The organism is Pantoea sp. PNA 03-3 (genome assembly GCF_003201175.1).
Classification (GTDB): Bacteria; Pseudomonadota; Gammaproteobacteria; order Enterobacterales; family Enterobacteriaceae; genus Pantoea; species Pantoea stewartii.
This window is the reverse complement of the sequence record NZ_QICO01000001.1, coordinates 229,531-251,453: the sequence shown is the minus strand read 5'-3', so window position 1 is coordinate 251,453 and position 21,923 is coordinate 229,531. Positions and strand designations below refer to the sequence as shown.

At 53.2% G+C, this 21,923-nt stretch carries 19 protein-coding genes; 7 read left to right on the top strand and 12 right to left on the bottom strand.

Translation table 11 applies throughout. From position 1 onward, the window contains the following. Positions 1–38: 38 nt before the first annotated feature. The 4 genes from C7433_RS01160 (at position 39) to pdeR (ending at position 6,644) form a co-directional block, all read left to right on the top strand. Positions 39–1,970 (top strand): exoribonuclease II, encoded by a 1,932-nt coding sequence (locus C7433_RS01160; protein WP_110267454.1) that lies wholly within the window; start codon positions 39–41, stop codon positions 1,968–1,970. Positions 1,971–2,152: 182 nt separating this feature from the next. Beyond that, positions 2,153–4,219 carry a carbon starvation CstA family protein gene (locus C7433_RS01155; RefSeq protein ID WP_110267453.1) on the top strand — a complete coding sequence of 689 codons (2,067 nt, stop codon included), beginning with the start codon at positions 2,153–2,155 and terminating at the stop codon, positions 4,217–4,219. Then, a complete protein-coding gene (locus tag C7433_RS01150) occupies positions 4,212–4,502 on the top strand; it encodes a YbdD/YjiX family protein (RefSeq protein ID WP_039340200.1) in 291 nt (96 codons plus the stop codon). The genes C7433_RS01155 and C7433_RS01150 overlap by 8 nt, the downstream gene beginning before the upstream one ends. Before the next feature lie 156 nt (positions 4,503–4,658). Next, on the top strand, positions 4,659–6,644 hold the full coding sequence (gene pdeR / locus C7433_RS01145) for a cyclic di-GMP phosphodiesterase (protein ID WP_110267452.1): 1,986 nt from the start codon (positions 4,659–4,661) through the stop codon (positions 6,642–6,644). 12 nt (positions 6,645–6,656) lie between these two features. Here the strand turns inward: pdeR and C7433_RS01140 are convergent, their stop codons facing one another. Both C7433_RS01140 and araD read right to left on the bottom strand, forming a co-directional pair. After that, complete coding sequence (locus C7433_RS01140; protein ID WP_033741810.1) at positions 6,657–7,523, bottom strand: crotonase/enoyl-CoA hydratase family protein; 867 nt, start codon at positions 7,521–7,523, stop codon at positions 6,657–6,659. A gap of 269 nt (positions 7,524–7,792) precedes the next feature. Continuing rightward, complete coding sequence (gene araD / locus C7433_RS01135; protein ID WP_110267451.1) at positions 7,793–8,491, bottom strand: L-ribulose-5-phosphate 4-epimerase; 699 nt, start codon at positions 8,489–8,491, stop codon at positions 7,793–7,795. Positions 8,492–8,835: 344 nt separating this feature from the next. On the opposite strand from araD, the gene osmB reads away from it, so the two are divergent. Next, entirely contained in the window at positions 8,836–9,051 is a 216-nt protein-coding gene (gene osmB / locus C7433_RS01125; protein WP_006119323.1) for an osmotically-inducible lipoprotein OsmB, read from the top strand. Between the two features lie 81 nt (positions 9,052–9,132). On the opposite strand, the gene yciH is transcribed toward osmB, so the two are convergent. The 5 genes from yciH to pgpB form a co-directional block, all read right to left on the bottom strand. Next, on the bottom strand, positions 9,133–9,456 hold the full coding sequence (gene yciH / locus C7433_RS01120; RefSeq protein ID WP_054687708.1) for a stress response translation initiation inhibitor YciH: 324 nt from the start codon (positions 9,454–9,456) through the stop codon (positions 9,133–9,135). Beyond that, positions 9,453–10,166, bottom strand: coding sequence for an orotidine-5'-phosphate decarboxylase (gene pyrF / locus C7433_RS01115; RefSeq protein WP_006119325.1), 714 nt, complete (start codon positions 10,164–10,166; stop codon positions 9,453–9,455). Before pyrF ends, yciH begins: the two co-directional genes overlap by 4 nt. Before the next feature lie 206 nt (positions 10,167–10,372). After that, entirely contained in the window at positions 10,373–11,542 is a 1,170-nt protein-coding gene (lapB, locus tag C7433_RS01110; protein WP_006119326.1) for a lipopolysaccharide assembly protein LapB, read from the bottom strand. Positions 11,543–11,548: 6 nt separating this feature from the next. Continuing rightward, complete coding sequence (locus tag C7433_RS01105) at positions 11,549–11,860, bottom strand: LapA family protein (protein WP_033741817.1); 312 nt, start codon at positions 11,858–11,860, stop codon at positions 11,549–11,551. A gap of 128 nt (positions 11,861–11,988) precedes the next feature. Continuing rightward, positions 11,989–12,753 carry a phosphatidylglycerophosphatase B gene (gene pgpB / locus C7433_RS01100; protein WP_033741819.1) on the bottom strand — a complete coding sequence of 255 codons (765 nt, stop codon included), beginning with the start codon at positions 12,751–12,753 and terminating at the stop codon, positions 11,989–11,991. 229 nt (positions 12,754–12,982) lie between these two features. Between pgpB and ribA the strand changes: the two genes are divergently transcribed. Then, the gene (gene ribA / locus C7433_RS01095) at positions 12,983–13,576 is read left to right on the top strand and encodes a GTP cyclohydrolase II (RefSeq protein WP_006119329.1); all 594 of its coding nucleotides are present in this window, start codon (positions 12,983–12,985) and stop codon (positions 13,574–13,576) included. 33 nt (positions 13,577–13,609) lie between these two features. On the opposite strand, the gene acnA is transcribed toward ribA, so the two are convergent. The 5 genes from acnA to topA form a co-directional block, all read right to left on the bottom strand. Then, positions 13,610–16,291: an aconitate hydratase AcnA gene (acnA, locus tag C7433_RS01090; protein ID WP_033741821.1), complete on the bottom strand. Its 2,682-nt coding sequence runs from the start codon at positions 16,289–16,291 to the stop codon at positions 13,610–13,612. 402 nt (positions 16,292–16,693) lie between these two features. After that, a complete protein-coding gene (locus tag C7433_RS01085) occupies positions 16,694–16,873 on the bottom strand; it encodes a hypothetical protein (protein WP_033741823.1) in 180 nt (59 codons plus the stop codon). Between the two features lie 3 nt (positions 16,874–16,876). Further along, complete coding sequence (locus C7433_RS01080) at positions 16,877–17,035, bottom strand: YmiA family putative membrane protein (protein ID WP_006119333.1); 159 nt, start codon at positions 17,033–17,035, stop codon at positions 16,877–16,879. A 495-nt stretch (positions 17,036–17,530) separates the two neighbouring features. Beyond that, complete coding sequence (gene cysB / locus C7433_RS01075) at positions 17,531–18,505, bottom strand: HTH-type transcriptional regulator CysB (RefSeq protein ID WP_033741825.1); 975 nt, start codon at positions 18,503–18,505, stop codon at positions 17,531–17,533. 189 nt (positions 18,506–18,694) lie between these two features. Beyond that, positions 18,695–21,292, bottom strand: coding sequence for a type I DNA topoisomerase (gene topA / locus C7433_RS01070; protein WP_006119337.1), 2,598 nt, complete (start codon positions 21,290–21,292; stop codon positions 18,695–18,697). Between the two features lie 371 nt (positions 21,293–21,663). On the opposite strand from topA, the gene C7433_RS01065 reads away from it, so the two are divergent. Beyond that, positions 21,664–21,912, top strand: coding sequence for a DUF2498 family protein (locus C7433_RS01065; RefSeq protein WP_039340191.1), 249 nt, complete (start codon positions 21,664–21,666; stop codon positions 21,910–21,912). Positions 21,913–21,923 lie beyond the last annotated feature (11 nt).

Here is a 21,923-nt window from a genome sequence, read left to right as displayed (position 1 = left end):
AACTGTCAGCCGCTATTAGGCCACGAAACGTAAAAATCATGTTCCAGGATAATCCGCTGCTTGCGCAGCTTAAAGAGAAGCTCCATTCACAAACGCCGCGTGCAGAAGGCGTTGTAAAAGGCACCGAAAAGGGATTCGGCTTTCTGGAAGTCGATGCACAAAAAAGTTATTTCATCCCGCCCCCGCAGATGAAGAAAGTGATGCACGGCGACCGTATTATTGCCGTCATCCACACCGATAAAGATCGTGAAAGCGCAGAACCAGAAACGCTGGTCGAGCCTTTCCTGAGCCGTTTTGTAGGCCGTGTGCAGAAAAAAGACGATCGTCTTTCTATCGTGCCCGATCATCCCCTGCTGAAAGAGGCCATTCAGTGCCGTCCGGTACGTGGGCTGACCCACGATTTCCAACAGGGCGACTGGGCCGTCGCGGAAATGCGACGTCATCCGTTAAAGGGTGACCGCGGCTTTTATGCCGAACTGACCGAATTTATTGTCAGCGCAGAAGACCATCTTGCGCCGTGGTGGGTGACACTGTCACGTCACAATCTGGAGCGCCAGGCCCCTGAAATGGGTTTTGGCGAGATGCTGGACGAAAACCTGCAGCGTGAAGACCTGACCGCGCTGGATTTCGTGACTATCGACAGCGCCAGCACAGAAGATATGGACGATGCGCTCTATGTTGAGGCGCTGGAAGACAATGCCCTGCGCCTGACGGTCGCCATTGCCGATCCGACCGCTTACGTGGCTGAAGGCAGCGAGCTGGATAAGCTTGCCGCGCAACGTGCGTTCACCAACTACCTGCCGGGCTTTAATATCCCGATGCTGCCGCGCGAGCTTTCCGATGATGTCTGCTCCCTGCGCCCTGATGTGCGTCGCCCGGTACTGGCCTGTCGCGTCACCGTGGCGCAGGATGGCAGCCTGTCTGATGTGCACTTCTTCGCGGCCTGGATCGAATCGAAAGCCAAACTGGTCTACGACGAGGTTTCTGACTGGCTGGAGAACAGCGGCGAGTGGCAGCCGCAGAATGACGCGATTGCGAATCAGATCCGCCTGCTGCATCAATTGTGCCTGTCTCGCGGCGAATGGCGCCAGGCCCACGCGCTGGTGTTTAAAGATCGCCCGGATTACCGCTTCCTGTTGGGCGAGAAAGGCGAAGTGCTGGATATCGTCGCTGAACCGCGTCGCATTGCCAACCGAATCGTTGAAGAAGCCATGATTCTGGCCAACATCTGTGCGGCCGAGGTGCTGCGCGATAAGCTGGGCTTTGGGATCTATAACGTCCATGCAGGCTTCGATACTGCCAACGCCGAGCAGGCCGCCGCCGTGCTGGCGACACATGGGATTACGGCAGATCCTTCAGCGATTACCACGCTGGACGGTTTCCGTGTGCTGCGCCGGGAGCTGGATGCCCAGCCGACCCAGTTCCTGGACAGCCGTATTCGTCGTTTCCAGACGTATGCGGAAATCACCACCGAACCTGGCCCGCACTTCGGTCTGGGCCTGGAAGCCTATGCTACCTGGACCTCACCGATTCGTAAATTTGGCGACATGATCAACCATCGCCTGCTGAAAGCCATCGTGCGTGGTGAGTCGATCGCCCGGCCCGATGACGCTGTCACGGTCACCATGAGCGAGCGCCGCCGTCTTAACCGCATGGCCGAGCGTGACGTGGGCGACTGGCTTTATGCCCGTTACCTGTCACCTTTTGCGGCGACAGATCGTAAATTCAGCGCGGAAATTATCGATATTTCCCGTGGTGGCATGCGCGTGCGTTTGCTGGAGAATGGCGCAGTGGCGTTTATCCCTGCTCCGTTCCTGCACTCCGTTCGTGACGAACTGGTGTGCAGCCAGGAAAGCGGCACAGTGCAGATCAAAGGTGAAGTGGTTTACCGCGTGACCGATGTGATCGACGTGACCATCGCCGAAGTGCGTATGGAAACCCGCAGCGTCGTCGCTCGCCCCGCAGCCTGAGTATTATCCAGCGGGACAGGATAGCCTGTCCCGCTCATTCCTGACGTACCGCTTCCGCACACGCTAAATTTGCACTGCGCTTCACAGTTCTCTCCTTATTAACTTTCACTTACATTCCATTACATTAACGTTAGCTCGTTGTATTCGATCGCCTTCCATTCGGTCTCTACAAGGAGTGAGTTATGAAGAACGTCAAAACCGGCGTGATCTGGTTAGCGGTGGCGTTAACTGGCGCGGGCGCGTTCGCGATGCTGGCGCTTAATCGCGGCGAACACGTCAACGCAGTCTGGCTGGTGGTTGCCGCAGTCGCCTGTTACAGCATTGCCTATCGTTTTTACAGCCTCTTTATCGCCCACAACATTTTCGAACTCGACGATCGTCGCCTGACGCCTGCTGAACGTCTCAGCGACGGTCTGGACTACGTCCCCACCAACAAATGGGTGCTGTTTGGTCACCATTTTGCCGCTATCGCCGGTGCGGGCCCGTTGGTCGGTCCGATTCTGGCCGCGCAGATGGGCTTTTTACCTGGCACGATCTGGATTCTGGTCGGCGTGATGCTGGCCGGTGCGGTTCAGGATTTCCTGGTGCTGTTTATCTCGACCCGACGCGATGGCCGTTCACTGGGCGAAATGGCCCGTCAGGAGCTGGGGGCCTTCGCTGGCGTCATCACTATGCTGGGTGCGCTGGGCGTGATGATTATTATCCTTTCCGCGCTGGCGCTGGTGGTGGTGAAGGCACTGGCGAACAGCCCCTGGGGCCTGTTTACCATTGCCGCAACGATCCCTATCGCGCTGTTTATGGGCATCTACATGCGCTTTCTGCGCCCCGGTAAAATTGCTGAAGTCTCACTGATTGGTTTTGTGCTGATGATGGCGGCCATTATTTACGGTGGCGATGTTGCACAACATCCCTACTGGGGGCCGTTCTTTACCCTGAAAGGCACGTCACTGACCTGGGTGCTGGTCATTTATGGTTTTATCGCATCGGTATTACCGGTGTGGCTGCTGTTAGCACCGAGGGACTACCTCTCGACCTTTCTGAAAATTGGCGTCATCGTTGGTCTGGCTGTAGGTATTGTGTTCGCCATGCCAGAGATGAAGATGCCCGCCGTGACCCGCTTCATTGACGGCACCGGCCCGGTCTTCTCAGGGGCTCTGTTCCCGTTCCTGTTTATCACTATTGCCTGCGGGGCGATTTCCGGCTTTCATGCGCTGGTTTCCAGCGGAACCACCCCAAAACTCGTGGAGCGGGAAAGCCACATTCGCTTTATTGGCTACGGCGCGATGTTGATGGAGTCGTTTGTCGCCATAATGGCGCTGATTTGCGCCTCAGTGCTGGATCCCGGCGTGTATTTTGCGATGAATGCCCCGGCGGCGCTGATTGGCACCACCGTTGAAAATGCCGCCCAGGTGATCAACGGCTGGGGCTTTGTCGTTACACCGGAGATGTTAAGTGGAATTGCACGGGATGTAGGGGAAGCCTCCATTCTGTCCCGTGCTGGCGGCGCCCCGACATTCGCCGTCGGTATGGCCCATATCATTACCGAGGTGGTTAACAGTCGCGCCATGATGGCCTTCTGGTATCACTTTGCCATTCTGTTTGAAGCCCTGTTTATTCTGACTGCCGTCGATGCCGGTACGCGTGCCTGTCGGTTTATGGTGCAGGACCTGGTGGGCACCATGGTGCCGTCGATGGCCAATAACCGCTCCTGGCTGGGTAACCTTGCGGGTACGACCGTTGCGGTGGCAGGCTGGGGATTCTTTGTGTATCAGGGCGTGATTGATCCGCTGGGCGGCATCAATACGCTATGGCCATTGTTTGGCATCGGTAACCAGATGCTGGCCTCCATGGCGCTGATTCTGGGCACCGTGGTGCTGTTTAAAATGAAGAAGCAGCGTTATGCGTGGGTGACCATTCTGCCAACGATCTGGCTGTTTATTACCTCAATGACCGCGGGATGGCAGAAGATTTTCCACGAAAAACCGTCCATCGGCTTTCTGGCGCAGGCCAATAAATTCCGTAAAGGTCTGGATGAAGGCGTGATTATCGCACCGGCGAAAACCGTCGCCGATATGCACACCATCGTTTTCAGTAACCAGATTAACGCGGCCCTGTGCGGGTTCTTTATGCTGGTCGCCGTCACCATGCTCATTGCGGCTTTTTTTGTGATTCGTCGTGCCCTGCGCAGTGAGGTACCTACCACGCATGAGTCCGCGACCACGTTGCGGAAGGAGATTCGCCATGTCTGACAGCATTCATCGTGTAACACGGCCAACAGGGACGTGGCAAATTGTGCGCTGCGAATTACGCTATGCTCCCGTCCGCCCTGGCTTTCGCTGGCGGGCATTCTGGCAGGGGCTACAGCAAAGCTTTCGTCTGATGGTGGGCGTTCAGGACTACCAAAAATACCTGCAGCACATGCGGCAGCATCATCCAGACCTGCCGCCGATGAGCGAGCGTGACTTTCATCGTTATTGTCTGGACGCCCGCTTTCCCAGTCAGGCTGGAAAACTGGGTAAATGTCCGTGCTGAACCGCCTGCCGGCCCCGCTTCGGCGGGGTTTTTTGTTCCTGTTTTTTCTGGAAAGTAAAATAAATACACTTTCATCTTGTGCTGACATCAGTAGATGAATACTGTTGCTAAAATAATGAGATAACGTCAGCTATGGACTTCCCGGAGGGAGTGATCATGACCGATGAACAAGGGCAATCATTGTTGTATACCTTGTTTGGTACAACCAGCCCTCATTGGCGGTTAAGCGCGGACAGCGATGCGCTGCTTTTTGCCTTAGATGAATCATCGAATACGAGTGTTGCTGTGCCGCTGACGCCTGGCCAGTGCAGTTTACTGCGAGCTATGCCAGTGATTACTTCCAGTATCAACCTGACGTTAACAATCCATGGTGAGCAGGTGGCCATGCATTTTGTCGGACGGCGCATCAATCAGTCTGTCTGGGCCGGTACCGCATCCGCCTGGGGCGATACATCGGCGGTCGCACGCGATCTGACGCTGGGGCTATCCTTTGCGGAACAGGTAGTTTCAGAGGCCAATTCCGTTATCGTCATTCTTGACCAGCGGGGCAATATTCAGCGCTTTAACCGACTCAGCGAAGAGTACACCGGCCTGTATGAGCAGGATGTGATTGGCCGGAATGTTTTTCAGCTATTTATGACCAAGCAGGAGGCGGCAGCGTCGCGTCGCAACATTGCGGGCTTCTTCCGTGATGGTAACTCTTATGAAGTCGAACGCTGGATCAAAACGATGAAGGGACAGCGACTCTTTCTGTTTCGTAATAAGTTTGTTCACAGCGGCAGCGGAAAAAATGAAATTTTCCTCATCTGTTCCGGAACGGATATTACCGAAGAACGTCGCGCTCAGGAGCGACTGCGTGTCATGGCCAATACGGATGGTATTACCGGCCTGCCCAACCGTCACGCGATACATCAGCAAATCAGTCAGGCGCTGGAGCGGGCGGAAGGCAGTGAAACCGGTGTGGTCTATCTGGACCTGGATAATTTCAAAAAAGTGAATGACGCTTATGGCCATATGTTTGGCGATCAACTGCTGCAGGCGGTGTCGCTGGCTATTCTGAGTTGTCTGAGTAAGAACCAGACGCTGGGACGCCTTGGCGGTGATGAGTTTGTGGTGCTGGCCGAACAGACCAGCCAAACGGCGCTGGAAGCGATGGCGACGCGCATTCTGGATCGGTTACGTCAGCCCTTCCGCATTGGCCTTATCGAAGTTTACAGCGGCTGCTCCATCGGCATTGCCATCGCGCCGCTGCACGGGGAAGATCGTGAATGCCTGATCCGCAATGCCGATACGGCGATGTATCACGCCAAAGAGAACAATCGCGGTAAATATTGCGTTTTTGCTGAAGAGATGAACCGGCGGGTATTTGAATATCTGTGGCTTGATACCAATCTTCGCAAAGCGCTGGAGCAGGACCATTTACTGGTGCACTACCAACCCAAAGTGGACACGGACGGAAAAGTACGCAGTGCCGAAGCGTTGGTGCGCTGGCATTCACCCGAGCGCGGACTGGTCTCGCCTGCTGACTTTATCCCCTATGCTGAAGATTCAGGACTGATTGTGCCGCTGGGGCGCTGGGTGATGCTCAATGTGTTGAAACAGATTATCGCATGGCGCCAGCAGGATATTCATCTGCGCGTGGCCGTCAACGTCTCCGCGCGCCAGTTGATGGATCAGTCGATCTACAGCGATCTGAAGCAGGCGCTGACTGACGCCGGTTTAACGGAAAGCCCGATCGATATCGAACTCACGGAGAGCTGTCTGATTGAGAACGAAGCGGAAGCGCTGAAGTTAATGCACAAGTTCCAGGAGCTGGGTGCCCAGGTCCATCTGGATGATTTTGGTACCGGTTATTCCTCGTTATCACAGCTGGCACGAGTGCCTATTAACGCCATTAAGCTGGATCAAAGTTTTATCCGCAATGTGAATAAACGCCCTGTCTCCCAGTCGCTGGTGCGCGCGATTGTTGCGGTTGCCAAGGCGCTGGATTTACAGGTTATTGCCGAAGGCATAGAAACCGCCGATGAAGAGGCCTTCGTGCTGAAGAATGGCGTCGATGGTCGACAAGGCTATTTCTACGCAAAACCAATGCCCGCCGAACAGTTTGGGCATTGGCTGGCTCAGCATCCTGCCCGCAAGTAAACGCTTAAGTCCCTAACCCGCTTTACGCAGTGATGCGGTGTGGCGGTTTTGTAACTGGACTAAACGCTCCATATAGGCGATATCTTTTGCTTCAAGCGAAAAGGCGTAATCGACCCAGTCTTCCGTGATGTCCATTAACTCGGCGCGGGAAAGCTGCAATACGCGCTGGCGCGCCTTCAGCATAGCGCGCACTCCATTGAGTTTGGGCCGCAAGGTATCAATGAACGTCCGGGTGGCACGGTAGCTGTCGCCTGGCTGAAACACTTTGTCAACCAGCCCCCGCGTTTCGTACCACTCTGCGCTGTGGGATTCGCCTTCGATGATCAGCTCCTCCGCCAGCTTCATGCCCGAACGCCGGGCGACTAATGAATAGCCGCCCATACCCGGAAACAGGTTAAACGCAATCTCCGGAAAACCCATACGGGCGTTGTTTTGCGCCAGGATAAAGTGATGCGCCAGCGCTGCCTCAAAACCGCCGCCCAGTGCACTGCCCTCAATCATTGCCAGCGTCACGGCTCCGGTGTCAAAGCCACGCGCGGCAGAATGAATGCAGTCAACACAGGCGCGTGCATAGGCACGCAACGCTTCCCGGCGATTATTACGGATACACTCCACAAAGAAGCGCAAATCACCACCAGCATTAAACATTTGTGGCACTAACGAGCCGGTGACCCAGAAGTCGATGGGTAAGCCAGAACGCTGGGCCGCGTAACTGAGATTCATGATCTCTTCAATCAGTTCATGATTAAAGCTGGGGCGCGGTTGGGCGCGTAACATCATCCACATGGTACGTCTCCCTTCTTCGTAATAAGCCACTAACTGCGTGGTTTGTCCGGCTTCGGAAAACAGTCTGCATGTGGGTTGGTTAATCACGGTCATTGTCTCATCCTCTGTTATTTTGATGCGCTAATTGCGCCACATCAGCCTAATCCAGAGTGAGGCCAGACCAAATGAGAGATTGATTTACAAGATAAATTCCAGAGTGATCCCTGATGCACGACATTTAATTGATTAGTATGATTTCTTGATAGCACGCGACTCGCTGGCAGAACAGCGCCAACCGATAACGGGCACTGAAGAGACTTTCACGCCACGTAAGCCGTGCGTAACGCGCAAATCAGGACGCAGACCAGGCTGCGCCCTCAACCTTATTTCTGGCCGTACCAGGCATTTTCACCATGCTTGCGCAAGTAATGCAGATCGAGCAGGGTTTGCTGGATGGGGGGAAGACCGGCCGTCAGCTGCTGACTGAACAATCCCATATACGCCACCTCTTCCAGCACCACCGCGCTGTGCACCGCCGCATGGGCATCTTTGCCCCACGCGAAGGGGCCATGTGAATTCACCAGCACGGCGGGAATCGCAGTGGGAGAAAGCCCACGCTGCGCAAAGGTTTCAATAATCACTTCACCCGTATTCCACTCGTATTGCTGTTGAATCTCCTCGTCACGCATGGCGCGGGTACAGGGAATTTCACCGTAGAAGTCGTCCGCGTGTGTGGTTCCCCAGGCCGGAATGGCACGACCAGCCTGCGCCCAGATGGTGGCGTGGCGTGAGTGCGTATGGACAATTCCACCTACTTCGGGCCAGGCCAGATAAAGCGCCCGGTGCGTAGCCGTGTCAGAGGAAGGACGTTTTGTGCCTTCGATAACCTCTCCGCTCGCCAGATCCACCACTACCATGTCATCCACTTTCATTACATTGTAACTGACGCCGGAAGGCTTAATCACCAGCAAACCCTGCTCACGATCGAGGGCGCTGACATTGCCCCAGGTGAAGGTAACAAGGTTATGTTTAGGAAGATCGAGATTGGCTTCCAGAACCTGTTGTTTCAGATGTTCCAGCATTTTTTTCTCCTGCTGAATAAGGTCTTAACATTTTGCGGAGCAGGCAGAAAAAACGTTATGGAGCAAATGGCTAAAAAGCAGCGGAAAATGGCTGTGAATGGAAAATTGTGCTGAGAATTAAGAATTATCCCTCTTCGGAAAACCTTCAAAATGAATAGAATTCTGTCAGGCGTCGGGCAGGTCCACCTGCTACTGGTGCTTTTCAGCCGCTACAAACAGATCGTCCATGGTGTCCGCGTTTTTATACTAAAAGGATGCGGTAATAATGCGGCACAGGCGGCCTGAAAAAATTTCAAAGCTATACTTAGTGTGTTGCCTCTGCAAACACAATAAAGGAGAAGTTTATGACAATTACAATGAAAAAATTGACCGTTGCGGTATTAGCGACCACCCTGGTTGTGGCGTTAAGCGGCTGTTCTAACTGGTCTAAGCGTGACCGCAATACTGCGATTGGTGCAGGTGCGGGTGCCATTGGTGGTTCAGTACTGACCAACGGCAGCGCGCTGGGTACAGTCGGCGGCGCCGCAGTAGGTGGCATTATCGGTCATCAGATTCACTAAGAACCGCAATTAAAATAATTAACGGCTACGCAGCGCATCTACACCATAAGCCGGGCTACACAAGTCGCCCGGTTTTTTATTTTAACCGCCCGCCAGTTTTACTTTCATACCTTTGGCTTCCAGCAGGCTTTTAAGTAAATCACGTTTGTCGCCCTGAATTTCAATGACACCGTCTTTCACCGATCCGCCACAACCGCATTTCTTTTTTAGCTCGGCAGCCAGAAGATTCAGTGCACCGTCATCCATGTCCACGCCAGTTATCAGGCAAACGCCCTTGCCTTTCCGGCCGCTGGTCTGGCGCTGGATACGAACAATGCCGTCCCCTTTAGGACGTTCCACTTTCTGTTCGGGTTGCACAATGCGGCCTGAGTCTGTGGAATATACAAGTGGGTTGTCACGATTCATTTTACCGCCTCCAGATCATTGATTATGGCTTTCAGCGTCGCCGCCGGGTTAGCAGACTGTGTAACCGGGCGGCCAATGACCATATAATCCACCCCGGCGAGCTTCGCCTGCTGCGGCGTCATTACGCGACGCTGATCGCCGGCGTCGCTGCCTGCTGGCCGGATGCCTGGCGTGACCAGCGTGAAGTCCCTGCCAATGACCTGTTTAAATCGGGCGGCTTCGTGGGCGGAACAAACCACACCATCCAGGCCACATTCGTGGGTCAGCTTTGCCAGGCGCTCGGCCTGCTCTGCCGGCGAAAGCGTGATACCCAGACCCAGCAAGTCATCTGCATTCATACTGGTCAGGACGGTGACGGCAATCAGTAACGGCGCTTGCTGCCCAAAAGGCACTAACGCTTCCCGGGCGGCGTTCATCATACGCGCACCGCCGCTGGCGTGCACATTCACCATCCAGACACCAAGATCGGCGGCGGCGGCGACAGCATGGGCCGTTGTATTGGGAATATCATGGAATTTCAGGTCGAGGAAGATTTCAAAGCCGCGTTGTTGCAGCGTTTTGACCAACTGAGGGCCAAATAAGGTGAACATTTCTTTGCCCACTTTCAGGCGACAGCTACCTGGCTCTATCTGATCAACAAAATGCAGCGCGCTGTTTAAATCGTGGTAATCAAGCGCCACTAACACGGGTGAAGTCGGGGATAAGGCCATGCTATTTCCTCTGCGGTAGGCACCTGCTGGCGCGTTAGACAAACGGCACGCATTCTACCTGCCCGCATTTCCCATCACAATCCCTGTTATCCTGCGAGGCGATATTCGCACGGTGCTGATGCAGGCTGGTGAACAGGTTCTTTATAGTATGTTGTAACTAAATTAGGCACCAGAAAGACAGGCAACAGTGCGCATCGCGTGCGCAGTTATTGCCCGTCGAGTCCCCGAATCGGTTTGACCGATGACCAGGTGCGGCAGGAAGGACAATGCCAGTAGAGCGCATGGGCAGTAAACCCGCATTTCTGGCAACGGTAGCGCGGCTTGGTCCGGATTTGTTCGCCGACCAGGTCGCGCAGGACCATCAGACTCTCTTTGGCGCGACCGTCTTCCGCCTCATGCAGGTGAAACTCCATCAGGCGATGAAACACGCGCATATTGGGATGACGCTGTAACTGATGATTAATGTAATTTTGTGCGGCTTCCGCGCCCTGCTCTTGCTCCAGAATCGCGGAAAGATAAAGTTCTGCGGCGGCGCCGGTATTTTCTTCCACGCAGCGTTTGAGAAAGGCGGCCCAGGCGTCGGGCTGATTAAGTCGCTGAAAACAGGTCTCCAGCATCGGCAGCGTTTCACTGACCAGTTCTTTGTCCTGATCCAGTACACGTTGCAGATGCTCAACCGCTTTGCCGTACTCCCCTTTCTCCATCAGAATGCGTCCCATCATAATGGAGACTCGCGCACTCTGGCGATCTGCCGCCTCGCCCTTTTTCAACAGCGTCATTGCGCGGTCAAGATCGTCGCTGCTCATCGCCTGCAAAGCCAGTTCACAGTAGAAATGCGCGATCTCGCCCTTCTGCTTGTCTTTGCCTAATTTCACCAGGCGCTCAGCGACCTCAATCGCCTGAAGCCAGTCGCTGGTCGCCTGATGAATAAGCAATAACTGCTGCAGGGCACCAATGCGGAAATCCGTTTCATCGGTGAGCTGTTTAAACATGTCTTCTGCGCGGTCATAAAGCCCCGCGGCCATGTAATCGCGCCCCAGTTGCTGGATAGCCAATAAACGCTGCTCATAGCTCAGGGAAGCACTTTCCATTAACGACTGATGGATTCGAATCGCACGGTCAACTTCACCGCGGGAGCGGAACAGGTTTCCCAGCGTGAGATGCGCCTCAACGGTGCCGCTGTCTTCCTTCAGCATATCAAGGAACAGATCGACCGCTTTATCCTGTTGGTTGGACAGCAGAAAGTTAACGCCGGCCACGTATTCGCGTGACAAGCGGTTGGATTCCTGTTGTTTGTCCTGCTGCGCACTACGGCGTCCCATGTACCAGCCATAGGCCGCCGCAACAGGCAGTAACAGAAACAGCAGTTCTAACATGGAATCTTATTCCTGCACGGTTGGCGGCAACGGTTTACCACCTGTGCCAGGCGCATTCTGATCAACCTGAGCCTGCAGACGTTTAATTTTACGTTGGGCGTTCGCCAGCGAGACGCGAACACGCAGCCAGAACAACCCACAAATGACCCAGCCCAGCAGGAAGCCCACACCGAACAACGTTGCCAGTAAAGTGGAGATACGGAAATCGCCCTGCGCCAGCAGATAGTTAAAGGTGATAACCTGGTCGTTGTGTGCGCCAAGGGTCACAGAAATGATAAAAATGACCAAAACCACTAAAAAAATCAGCAAATATTTCACAGTGCATCCTGTTGTGAGGTTGTCGAATCAAAGTATGCCAAAATTACGGCAGAAATACTGCTCCTTGCAGCGTCAGGCGAAGCACTTTTGCGCGGTTCAGTCGCAAGATATGAGGCTGAACGGCGCAATTACAATCCCTGGTCGCGTTCTGCCACTTCCTTTTGCTCGTCGGGGGGCAACGTCAGCGGTCCACAAAAGCGCTGGGCAAGCCAGGTGGCGATGACCACCAAAAACCAGGACAGCACGGTGGCAACGGCAAGATCGCGCGGCCAGTGCATACCCAGTAACAAGCGGCTTCCCATAACGCCCACCGCCCAAACGCCGACCAGCACTATCGTTTTATAATGCCGGCGCGGCCATAGCAGGCCAATAACCAGTAATGCCCAGCTCGCCGCGAACAAGGTATGACCTGACGGGAAGGCAAACCCTGTTTCAAACGCCCAGTGCTTTTTCAGCCAGACCGGAATATGCGATTCATCCGCAATCAGTGCGGTAACGCGTTCACCACGCTGGGTGCGGTTTAACTGATAGAAGGTTTTGTCATCCAGACCGTGCGTTTTCTCCAGCCATACCACATAAGGTCGGGGTTCCTGCACCCGCTCTTTAATGAATGATTTGGTATACTGGCCTGCCAGAATCGTGACATTCATGATCAGCAACAGCAGCAATGCCGGTTTAAGCCGAAAGCGAAGACACCATAATACCCAGGCACTTAACACCAGGCTGGTCAGTATGCCCCATGGCCGGGTCACCGTTTCTGTCATCCAGAACAGGACTCTCAGAAACGTGTTACTTTCCTCGGGTTGCCATTGCCAGCCGGACAGCCACACGGCTAATGGCATCATCAGCAGTAACACCATCCCTGCTGTGGTACGTTGCAAAATTTTAACCATCCCTTTTCCCTTTTTGCTGATGAAAAGCCGTCATACCGGTAAAACTTTAGCTTAAAAAAGAATAACATAACCTTTACGGATTAGATAATCGTGCTTTATCACAACAATCGTTTACACAGATTAACAGCCAACCTCGCGGTTGTGGCACAATATTGCACGTTTGTCGGGCCACATCGGCCTGTGCACTATCATGATGATAGTGCATCCTCTGATGGTTCTGGAGAGTCACATGCAGCTTAAACGGGTGGCAGAAGCCAAACTGCCAACGCCATGGGGAGATTTCCTGATGGTAGGTTTTGAAGAACTGGCAACCGGTCACGACCACGTTGCTCTGGTCTTTGGCGATATCAATGATAACGAACCGGTCCTGGCGCGCGTTCATTCGGAATGTCTTACCGGTGATGCGCTGTTCAGCCTGCGTTGCGATTGCGGCTTTCAACTTGAAGCTGCGCTGAATGCCATTGCCGAAGAAGGACGTGGTGTATTGCTTTATCACCGCCAGGAAGGCCGCAATATCGGTCTGCTGAATAAAATTCGCGCTTACGCTTTGCAGGACAAAGGGTATGACACGGTTGAAGCTAACCATCAGCTCGGTTTTGCCGCTGATGAACGTGACTTCACGCTCTGCGCAGATATGTTTAAGCTCCTTGGGGTGAACGAGGTTCGCCTGCTTACAAATAATCCGCGGAAGGTTGAAATCCTGAGCGAAGCCGGTATTAACATCGTTGAACGTGTGCCGTTGGTGGTGGGACGGAATCCCAAAAATGCGCACTATCTCGATACCAAAGCCGAAAAAATGGGCCATCTGTTGCCGAAGCAGTGAATAAAAAAGCCGGGTTTCCCCGGCTTTTTCGTATCAGTTGAGCATATTTCGAATCACATAATGCAGAATACCGTCGTTGCGGTAATAGGTCAGCTCATTACCGGTATCAATGCGACAGCGGGTATCCAGCTTCTCTTTGCTGCCATCGGCACGCGTGATTGTCACTGGCACGGTGCAGCCCGGCGTGAGCTGTGACAGGTTCTCAACGTCAATCGACTCATCCCCTTTCAGTCCTAATGTTTTACGCGTTACGCCCTGGGGGAATTCCAGCGGTAAGATCCCCATACCGATCAGATTAGAGCGGTGGATACGTTCGAACGATTCGGCGATCACCACGCGAACGCCCTGCAGACGCGGTCCCTTCGCTGCCCAGTCACGACTCGAACCTGACCCGTACTCTTTACCGGCAATGACGGCCAGCGGCACGCCTTCGGCCTGATATTTCATCGCGGCATCGTAAATGGCCAGTTGTTCACCACTCGGATAATGTTTGGTATATCCACCCTCAACGCCCGGCACCATTTCATTGCGGATACGAATGTTGGCAAAGGTTCCGCGCATCATGACTTCGTGGTTACCACGACGCGAGCCATAGGAATTGAAGTCATTGCGCTCGACACCATGCGCCAACAGATAGCGCCCTGCCGGGCTTTCTGCTTTGATGCTGCCTGCCGGTGAAATATGATCTGTTGTGACCGAATCCCCCAGAATAGCCAGCAAACGCGCACCACGAATGTCTTCGACCGGTTTGGGCGTTTTTTCCATGTCATCAAAGAACGGTGACAGACGGATATAGGTTGATCCTTCGTCCCAGTCATAGGTCGCGGCTTCGCTGACTTTGATCGCCTGCCATTCGGGCGTACCGTCAAAGACTTCCGCATACTCTTTGTGGTACATATCGCTGGTAACCTGCTGTACCGCTGTCGCGATTTCTTCAGGTGAAGGCCAGATATCTTTCAAAAAGACCGGCTTGCCATCCCGATCCTGTCCGAGCGGATCAGTTTGCAGGTTGATCTTCATATTCCCCGCGAGCGCATAGGCCACCACCAGCGGCGGTGAAGCCAGCCAGTTGGTTTTAATCAGCGGATGAATACGGCCTTCGAAATTACGGTTACCCGACAGCACGGCCCCTACTGTGAGGTCGCCCTCTTTAATCGCCGATTCGATCGCATCCGGCAGCGGACCGGAGTTACCGATACAGGTTGTACAGCCATAACCGACCAGATTAAAGCCCAGTTTATCGAGGAACGGCGTCAGTTGTGCGACGGCCAGATAGTCGGAAACCACTTTAGAGCCCGGGGCAAGCGATGCCTTGACCCACGGCTGACGTTTCAGGCCCCGCTCTACCGCCTTTTTCGCCAGTAAACCTGCGGCCATCAGGACACTTGGGTTTGAGGTGTTTGTACACGAGGTGATCGCCGCAATGGCCACCGCGCCGTCGGTCAGGGTATGGGAAAGTCCGGTGTCGCTGTCCGTGTAGGTGACTTCTTTGTGAGGTTTCTGCGCGTGGTTGACTTCCAGTTCATTGCTGGCGTCGAACGCCGCCGGGACATCGCCCAGGGACACGCGATCCTGTGGGCGTTTTGGTCCGGCCAGACTTGATTCAACATCATTCATGTCCAGCGCAAGACTGCTGGTGAAGACAGGTTCATCGCCCGCATTACGCCACATTCCCTGGCGTTTAGCATAATGTTCTACCAGCGCAACCTGTTCGGCATCGCGTCCGGTTAAGGTCATATAGCTCAGTGTCACTTCATCGACAGGGAAGAAACCGCAGGTGGCGCCGTATTCCGGTGCCATATTGGCGATGGTTGCGCGGTCCGCCAGCGGCAGATCGGCCAGGCCATCACCATAGAATTCTACAAATTTGCCCACCACGCCGTGCTTACGCAACATTTGCGTCACCGTTAGCACCAGATCGGTCGCGGTAATGCCCGGCCGCAGTTTGCCAGTGAGTTTGAAGCCCACGACATCCGGGATCAGCATAGACACCGGTTGCCCCAGCATCGCCGCTTCGGCTTCAATCCCGCCGACGCCCCATCCCAGCACGCCAAGCGCATTGATCATCGTGGTATGAGAATCCGTCCCGACTAAGGTGTCCGGCCAGGCATAGGTTTCGCCGTTTATCTGCTGCTGCCAGATTGCTTTCCCCAGGTATTCAAGGTTTACCTGGTGACAGATCCCGGTTCCCGGTGGCACCACCCGGAACTGGTCAAAGGCTTTCTGGCCCCAGCGCAGGAAGACGTAACGCTCATGGTTGCGTTCCATCTCCAGCCGCACGTTCTCTTCAAAAGCATCGTCGTCGCCAAAATGGTCAACGGTGACGGAGTGGTCAATGACCAGATCAACCGGGGACAGTGGGTTGACTTTATTCACGTCTCCGCCCAGTCGGTTCACCGCTTCGCGCATCGCGGCTAAATCAACAACGGCGGGTACGCCGGTGAAATCCTGCATTAAAACACGGGCCGGGCGGTAAGCAATTTCCCTGTCGGCGTGGCCGGTTTTTTGCCAGTCAACCAGCGCCTGAATATCTTCCTCAGTGACTGAGTCGCCATCCTGCCAGCGCAACAGGTTTTCTAACAGCACTTTGAGGGATTTAGGCAACCGATCAATGTTACCGAGATGTTGTGAAGCGCGAGGTAGACTGAAGATGTGATAGTTGTGATTATCTACCTGCAGTGTTTCCTGACTCTGCTCGCGTAGGGATGACGACATAGCTCCTCCTTTATAATACATGGTCTTTAAACCTCAGAGACAACAAGGTTTAGTATAAAGATAGACCACTTTTTTGTTAACGTTTTGATTACAACACAGATTGCTACAATCGGACGCAAACAAAAATGCCCCGCAATGTTACGAGGCATTATTGAGAAAGAGACACGTTTAAATTATAGCGCTGCCCAGAGCGCTGCCATCCACACGGTAAATGAGAACGCATAAGCACTAAACCAGGTCATTTTAATCATATTCATAGCAATACTCCTGCGTAGAAAGGGCAATAAAAGCCGTACTCGCATCCTGATAAGGGATGACATCATTTATGCAACGTGTGAAGAGCGCTTAATTAAGTAAGTCAGAAAGACAGAAGAAATGTCGAAAGAAAAACGCGATGTAAAATTATTTTGTTTTCGGGTCCAGAAAGGACTCGATGAAATTACGCTGATGCTCGTTGAGATCCCAACTTTCGGGGATAGTCACTTTTTCCGCCTTTGCAACCGGCTCTTTCGCTTTATAGCCAGAGAGACGATGCTGACGAGTCGTCATGGTGTGCTTATGGCAGAGTGCGTTTGCCCACATGGCTTAACCCCAGATGCGCCAAATCATTAATGCTACAACCACCCAGAACAGCGCTGAGGCAGCGAACACAGTTAACCAGGCATTGCGACGAGTGTTACCTGTACGCTTAACCTTGGTGCTTTTAGCCGGGAAGCCCGGATCAACAGTCAGTCTCGTAGCCATAGTTTTTGATAATCACTCTCAATAAAACGATTGATAACATCAATTAAGATTTAGGAGGAATCCTAAACCCGTTAAGGCCAAAAATCCAGTCATTTTTATTGCACAAAACGATTAACGCAATTTATCAAAACTGTAAAATTACTTAAGTAACGATTAATGACTTATTACCCATACTATTAAAATCCGCCTGACAAAAATTTGAGTTAATTTAACTTCAGATCCAGTCATTACTAAAGACCGTGTTAACTAACCCCTAAATAAAAGCTTCTCCATCAAGCGTTAACTGGAGTATGGGAATAATCCTGGCAGCCCGCAAAGAAATCGCGTCAAAAATGTGTCGTATTTCGCATTTAAGATACAGCAAGCTTTAAACATGTGATCGACGTTACATTTACAAAAAGATAATGAAACTTCTCAATATAAACATGGCGCTAACATTCTTGCATAAAAAAGGCTGCACTAAGCAGCCTGAGAATACGCGACGACAGATAACCGTTACTTAAACGGCAGCTTGATATCTTTAAACATGGCCTCAATGTCCTCGTTGGAACGCAACGCCACTGCCGTATCCACAACATCGCGCGTCAGATGGGGGGCGAAGCGCTGGATGAAGTCATACATATAACTGCGCAGGAAGGTGCTGCGGCGGAAACCAATCTTCGTCGTACTGTTGGTGAAGATTTCAGAGGCTTCAATTCTGACGAGGTCAGGATCAGCAACGGGATCCACCGCCATACTCGCAATCACCCCTACGCCCAGCCCCAGGCGAACATATGTTTTAATGACGTCGGCATCCGTTGCGGTAAAGACGATACGTGGCGTCAACCCCGCGCGCATAAAGGCGGTATCCAGCTCGGAGCGTCCGGTGAAGCCGAAGGTATAGGTTACCAGCGGAAAATCGGCCAGCTCCTCTATCGTCACCTGCCCTTTTCCCGCCAGCGGATGGTCTGGCGTGACCACGATAGCGCGGTTCCAGTGATAGCACGGTAGCATAATGAGATCGTCGTAGAGGTGGAGCGCTTCCGTGGCAATTGCAAAGTCTGCGTTGCCTTTAGAAACCGCCTCGGCAATCTGCGTTGGTGAACCCTGATGCATATGCAGCGAGACACGTGGATAACGTTCGATAAAGCCCTTAATCACGCCGGGCAGCGCATAGCGCGCCTGAGTGTGCGTAGTGGCAACATATAACGAGCCTTTATCCGGCCAGGTATGTTCACCTGCGACAGATTTAATGGCATCCACTTTGGAAAGCACTTCGCGTGCAATGCGAATGATTTCTTCACCGGCGGGCGTAACCTGCGTCAGGTGCTTACCGCTGCGGGCGAAAATCTGCACCCCAAGCTCATCCTCCAGCATACGGACCTGCTTACTGATGCCCGGCTGCGAGGTGTAAAGCCCTTCTGCTGTCGATGAAACATTCAGGTTGTGGTTCACGACTTCTACGATATAGCGCAACTGCTGTAATTTCATATCTGTTGTTATCCTGGTCGGTTACAGAGTCGCATCCCCGGGTGGCGTACTGTCGCCCAGGCGGGTGAAAGGTGCTGAGCAGAAAGAAGGGATCGGAAATGCTATAACCACTATAGCATTTTAAGTATCAATGTAGAACGGAATGATATAAGGCGGGGAAAAAAGGCCAGCAATGCTGGCCTTACAGGGTTACTTTTTCGCTTCCTGCCACTTGCCGTCAATGTAAAACGCTGACCAGCCTGTCGCTTTGCCGTCTTTTTCAGACGCCACATACTGCTGTTTCGTTTTACGGCTAAAGCGCACCAGCGTCTTGTTGCCTTCCGGATCGGTTGCTGGCGCTTCGGCCAGATATTTCAACTTCTCAGGTAAACGGTCGTGGAAACGCTGCAGCTCTTCCACCAACGGTGCGCGGGTTTCACGCGATTTGGGGAAGGTATTGGCGGCCAGGAACACACCGGCAGCACCGTCACGCAACACAAAATACGCATCCGATTTTTCACACGGCAGTTCGGGCAGCGGCACGGGATCTTCTTTCGGCGGGGCGACATCGCCATTACGCAAAATCTTACGGGTGTTCTTACAGTCATCATTGGTACAGGCCATGTACTTACCGAAACGCCCCATTTTCAGGTGCATTTCAGAACCACATTTTTCGCACTCGACGACAGGACCATCGTAGCCCTTGATACGAAACTCCCCTTCTTCGATTTCATAACCATCGCACTCAGGGTTGTTACCGCAAACGTGCAGCTTGCGTCCGTTATCAATCAGATAGCTGTCCATCGCTGTGCCACATTTCTGGCAACGACGACGGGCACGCAGCGCGTTGGTTTCGGCATCGTCCCCTTCCAGAATATTCAGAACTTCATTTTCCGGAATCAGGTTGATGGTTTGCTTGCAACGCTCTTTCGGCGGTAACGCATAGCCTGAACACCCCAGGAAAACACCGGTGCTGGCTGTCCGAATCCCCATTTTACGGCCGCAGGTTGGGCAGTCGATGGAGGTCAGGACCATCTGATTCGGCTGCATTCCGCCTTCTTCCGGATCTTTCTCAGCCTGTTCCAACTGCTGGCTGAAATCGGAGAAGAAGCGATCCAGAACCGCCTTCCACTCCGCCTGATTGTTGGCGACCTGGTCGAGGCTGTTTTCCATGTGAGCGGTAAAGTCGTAATTCATCAGCTCGCGGAAGTTCTCTTCCAGACGATCGGTGACAATTTCGCCCATTTTTTCAGCGTAAAAGCGGCGGTTTTCCACCCTGACGTAGCCACGATCCTGGATAGTGGAAATGATGGCCGCATAGGTCGAAGGACGGCCGATACCGCGTTTTTCCAGCTCACGGACCAGTGAAGCTTCACTAAAGCGAGCCGGTGGCTTGGTAAAGTGCTGGCTGGGTAACAGGTCCTGCAGGCTCAGCTCATCGCCAACGTTAACCGGTGGTAAAGTACGATCCTCATCATTCTTACGCAGCGCAGGCATGACTTTGGTCCAGCCGTCAAAGCGCAGCGTACGCCCTTTGGCCTTCAGTTTGTAATCCCCTGCCGTGACTGTCAGCGTGGTCGAATCGTACTGTGCCGGTGTCATCTGACAGGCGACAAACTGACGCCAGATAAGCTGATACAGTTTCTGCGCATCCGCTTCCATATCTTTGAGCTGCTCGGCCAGCACTTCCACATCTGATGGACGGATGGCTTCATGCGCTTCCTGCGAATTCTCTTTGCTGGCGAAGGTATTCGCCGCATCGGGCAGGTACTTTTTACCAAAATGGCCTTCAATGTAGCCGCGCACCATCGAAACCGCATCCTGGCTCAGGTTCGTGGAATCGGTACGCATATAGGTGATATGGCCCGCTTCATAAAGGCGCTGCGCCATCATCATGGTCTTTTTCACGCCAAAGCCCAGCCGGGTACTCGCCGCCTGCTGCAACGTGGAGGTAATAAACGGCGCGCCGGGTTTGCTGCTGGTTGGCTTGTCTTCACGGTCCGTGACCGCAAAGCGCGCTTTTTCCAGCAGAGCCAGCGCGGCGTGCGTCTGGTCGTGATTGACCGGACGAAACGGTTTATCGCCCGCATGAGTGACGTCCATCGTCAGCTCATCGCCCTTCGGCGTGGTCAGGTTAGCGCTCAGTTCCCAGTACTCTTCGGGCACAAAAGCTTTGATTTCACGCTCACGCTCAACCACTAACCGGACAGCAACAGACTGCACGCGACCGGCAGACAGGCCTCGCGCGATTTTTTTCCATAATAACGGGGATACCATGTACCCCACGACACGGTCCATAAAGCGGCGTGCCTGCTGTGCATTGACGCGGTCAATGTTGAGTTCGCCCGGCGTTTCAAACGCCTGGCGAATCGCATTTTTGGTGATCTCATTGAACACCACGCGGCTAAAGCGCTTATCGTCACCCCCGATCACTTCCCGCAGGTGCCACGCAATGGCTTCCCCTTCGCGGTCAAGGTCGGTTGCGAGATAGATATGGTCGGCGTTCTCGGCTAAAGCTTTAAGTTCCGCTACCACTTTCTCTTTATTGGGCAGGATTTGATAATCCGCTTCCCAGCCGTGATAGGGATCAACGCCCATACGACTGACCAGCGCGGCTTTCTCATCCTTCTTAACTTTTTTGGCTTTCTTATCTGTCGGGGTTTCAGCACTTTTTTTGGCGGTTGAACCACTGGTCGGCAGATCCCGGATATGGCCCACGCTGGATTTCACCACGTAGCCACTGCCGAGGTATTTATTGATTGTTTTAGCCTTTGCCGGGGACTCAACAATAACGAGTGCTTTACCCATATTTACCTTTACCTAATGAATACATCCTGCTCAACGGGAGAGGATTGGACGCCCTGAAAACCCATCGGGTTCAATATTGCTACGCCTGTTTGGTATTTCAAGACGTGGGGCTCAATCTCTGGTCAGTCGATTCTTTACAGTGCAACTTTATGATAAAAATCGCTTTTTCTGCCTGACTTAATCGCACTTCCCGGTGCAATATCCCTGGAATCAGAAACGCCCACACTGTACCTGATAAAATCTGTTACGCAACTTAATTAGCATCTGGTGTGAGGAAAGCCCTTTTTTTACTCCTGCTCACGATTTGTCGAACAGTGCAGTACGGAAGTAATATAGAAAGAATTATCAGACTGTCAAAAAGGCACAGACATATGCAGAATCTGACTGAGGGAGTGTCGTCCCAGGCACTGTTAGACATCGCTAACGCGATGCTCAGGGAACATGATGATTTTATCGCCGGTATGGAAGCTACTGCCGTCAGCCAGCAGGGCGACGTGCTGGTGTTTAAAGGGCCGTACTTTTTGGACGCGGAAGGCCTGCCGACCGCAAAAACCACGGCGGTGTTCAACCTGTTCAAACACCTGGCCGTTCTGCTGTCACCCCGTTATCACCTGGTATAAAAAACCCGGCC

What these genes read in the sequence shown, in the direction of transcription:
- C7433_RS01160 (WP_110267454.1), top strand. Translation starts at nt 39, where the DNA reads ATGTTCCAGGATAATCCGCTGCTTGCGCAGCTTAAAGAGAAGCTCCAT.
- C7433_RS01155 (WP_110267453.1), top strand. Translation starts at nt 2,153, where the DNA reads ATGAAGAACGTCAAAACCGGCGTGATCTGGTTAGCGGTGGCGTTAACT.
- C7433_RS01150 (WP_039340200.1), top strand. Translation starts at nt 4,212, where the DNA reads ATGTCTGACAGCATTCATCGTGTAACACGGCCAACAGGGACGTGGCAA.
- pdeR (WP_110267452.1), top strand. Translation starts at nt 4,659, where the DNA reads ATGACCGATGAACAAGGGCAATCATTGTTGTATACCTTGTTTGGTACA.
- C7433_RS01140 (WP_033741810.1), bottom strand. Translation starts at nt 7,523, where the DNA reads ATGACCGTGATTAACCAACCCACATGCAGACTGTTTTCCGAAGCCGGA.
- araD (WP_110267451.1), bottom strand. Translation starts at nt 8,491, where the DNA reads ATGCTGGAACATCTGAAACAACAGGTTCTGGAAGCCAATCTCGATCTT.
- osmB (WP_006119323.1), top strand. Translation starts at nt 8,836, where the DNA reads ATGACAATTACAATGAAAAAATTGACCGTTGCGGTATTAGCGACCACC.
- yciH (WP_054687708.1), bottom strand. Translation starts at nt 9,456, where the DNA reads ATGAATCGTGACAACCCACTTGTATATTCCACAGACTCAGGCCGCATT.
- pyrF (WP_006119325.1), bottom strand. Translation starts at nt 10,166, where the DNA reads ATGGCCTTATCCCCGACTTCACCCGTGTTAGTGGCGCTTGATTACCAC.
- lapB (WP_006119326.1), bottom strand. Translation starts at nt 11,542, where the DNA reads ATGTTAGAACTGCTGTTTCTGTTACTGCCTGTTGCGGCGGCCTATGGC.
- pgpB (WP_033741819.1), bottom strand. Translation starts at nt 12,753, where the DNA reads ATGGTTAAAATTTTGCAACGTACCACAGCAGGGATGGTGTTACTGCTG.
- ribA (WP_006119329.1), top strand. Translation starts at nt 12,983, where the DNA reads ATGCAGCTTAAACGGGTGGCAGAAGCCAAACTGCCAACGCCATGGGGA.
- acnA (WP_033741821.1), bottom strand. Translation starts at nt 16,291, where the DNA reads ATGTCGTCATCCCTACGCGAGCAGAGTCAGGAAACACTGCAGGTAGAT.
- C7433_RS01085 (WP_033741823.1), bottom strand. Translation starts at nt 16,873, where the DNA reads ATGTGGGCAAACGCACTCTGCCATAAGCACACCATGACGACTCGTCAG.
- C7433_RS01080 (WP_006119333.1), bottom strand. Translation starts at nt 17,035, where the DNA reads ATGGCTACGAGACTGACTGTTGATCCGGGCTTCCCGGCTAAAAGCACC.
- cysB (WP_033741825.1), bottom strand. Translation starts at nt 18,505, where the DNA reads ATGAAATTACAGCAGTTGCGCTATATCGTAGAAGTCGTGAACCACAAC.
- topA (WP_006119337.1), bottom strand. Translation starts at nt 21,292, where the DNA reads ATGGGTAAAGCACTCGTTATTGTTGAGTCCCCGGCAAAGGCTAAAACA.
- C7433_RS01065 (WP_039340191.1), top strand. Translation starts at nt 21,664, where the DNA reads ATGCAGAATCTGACTGAGGGAGTGTCGTCCCAGGCACTGTTAGACATC.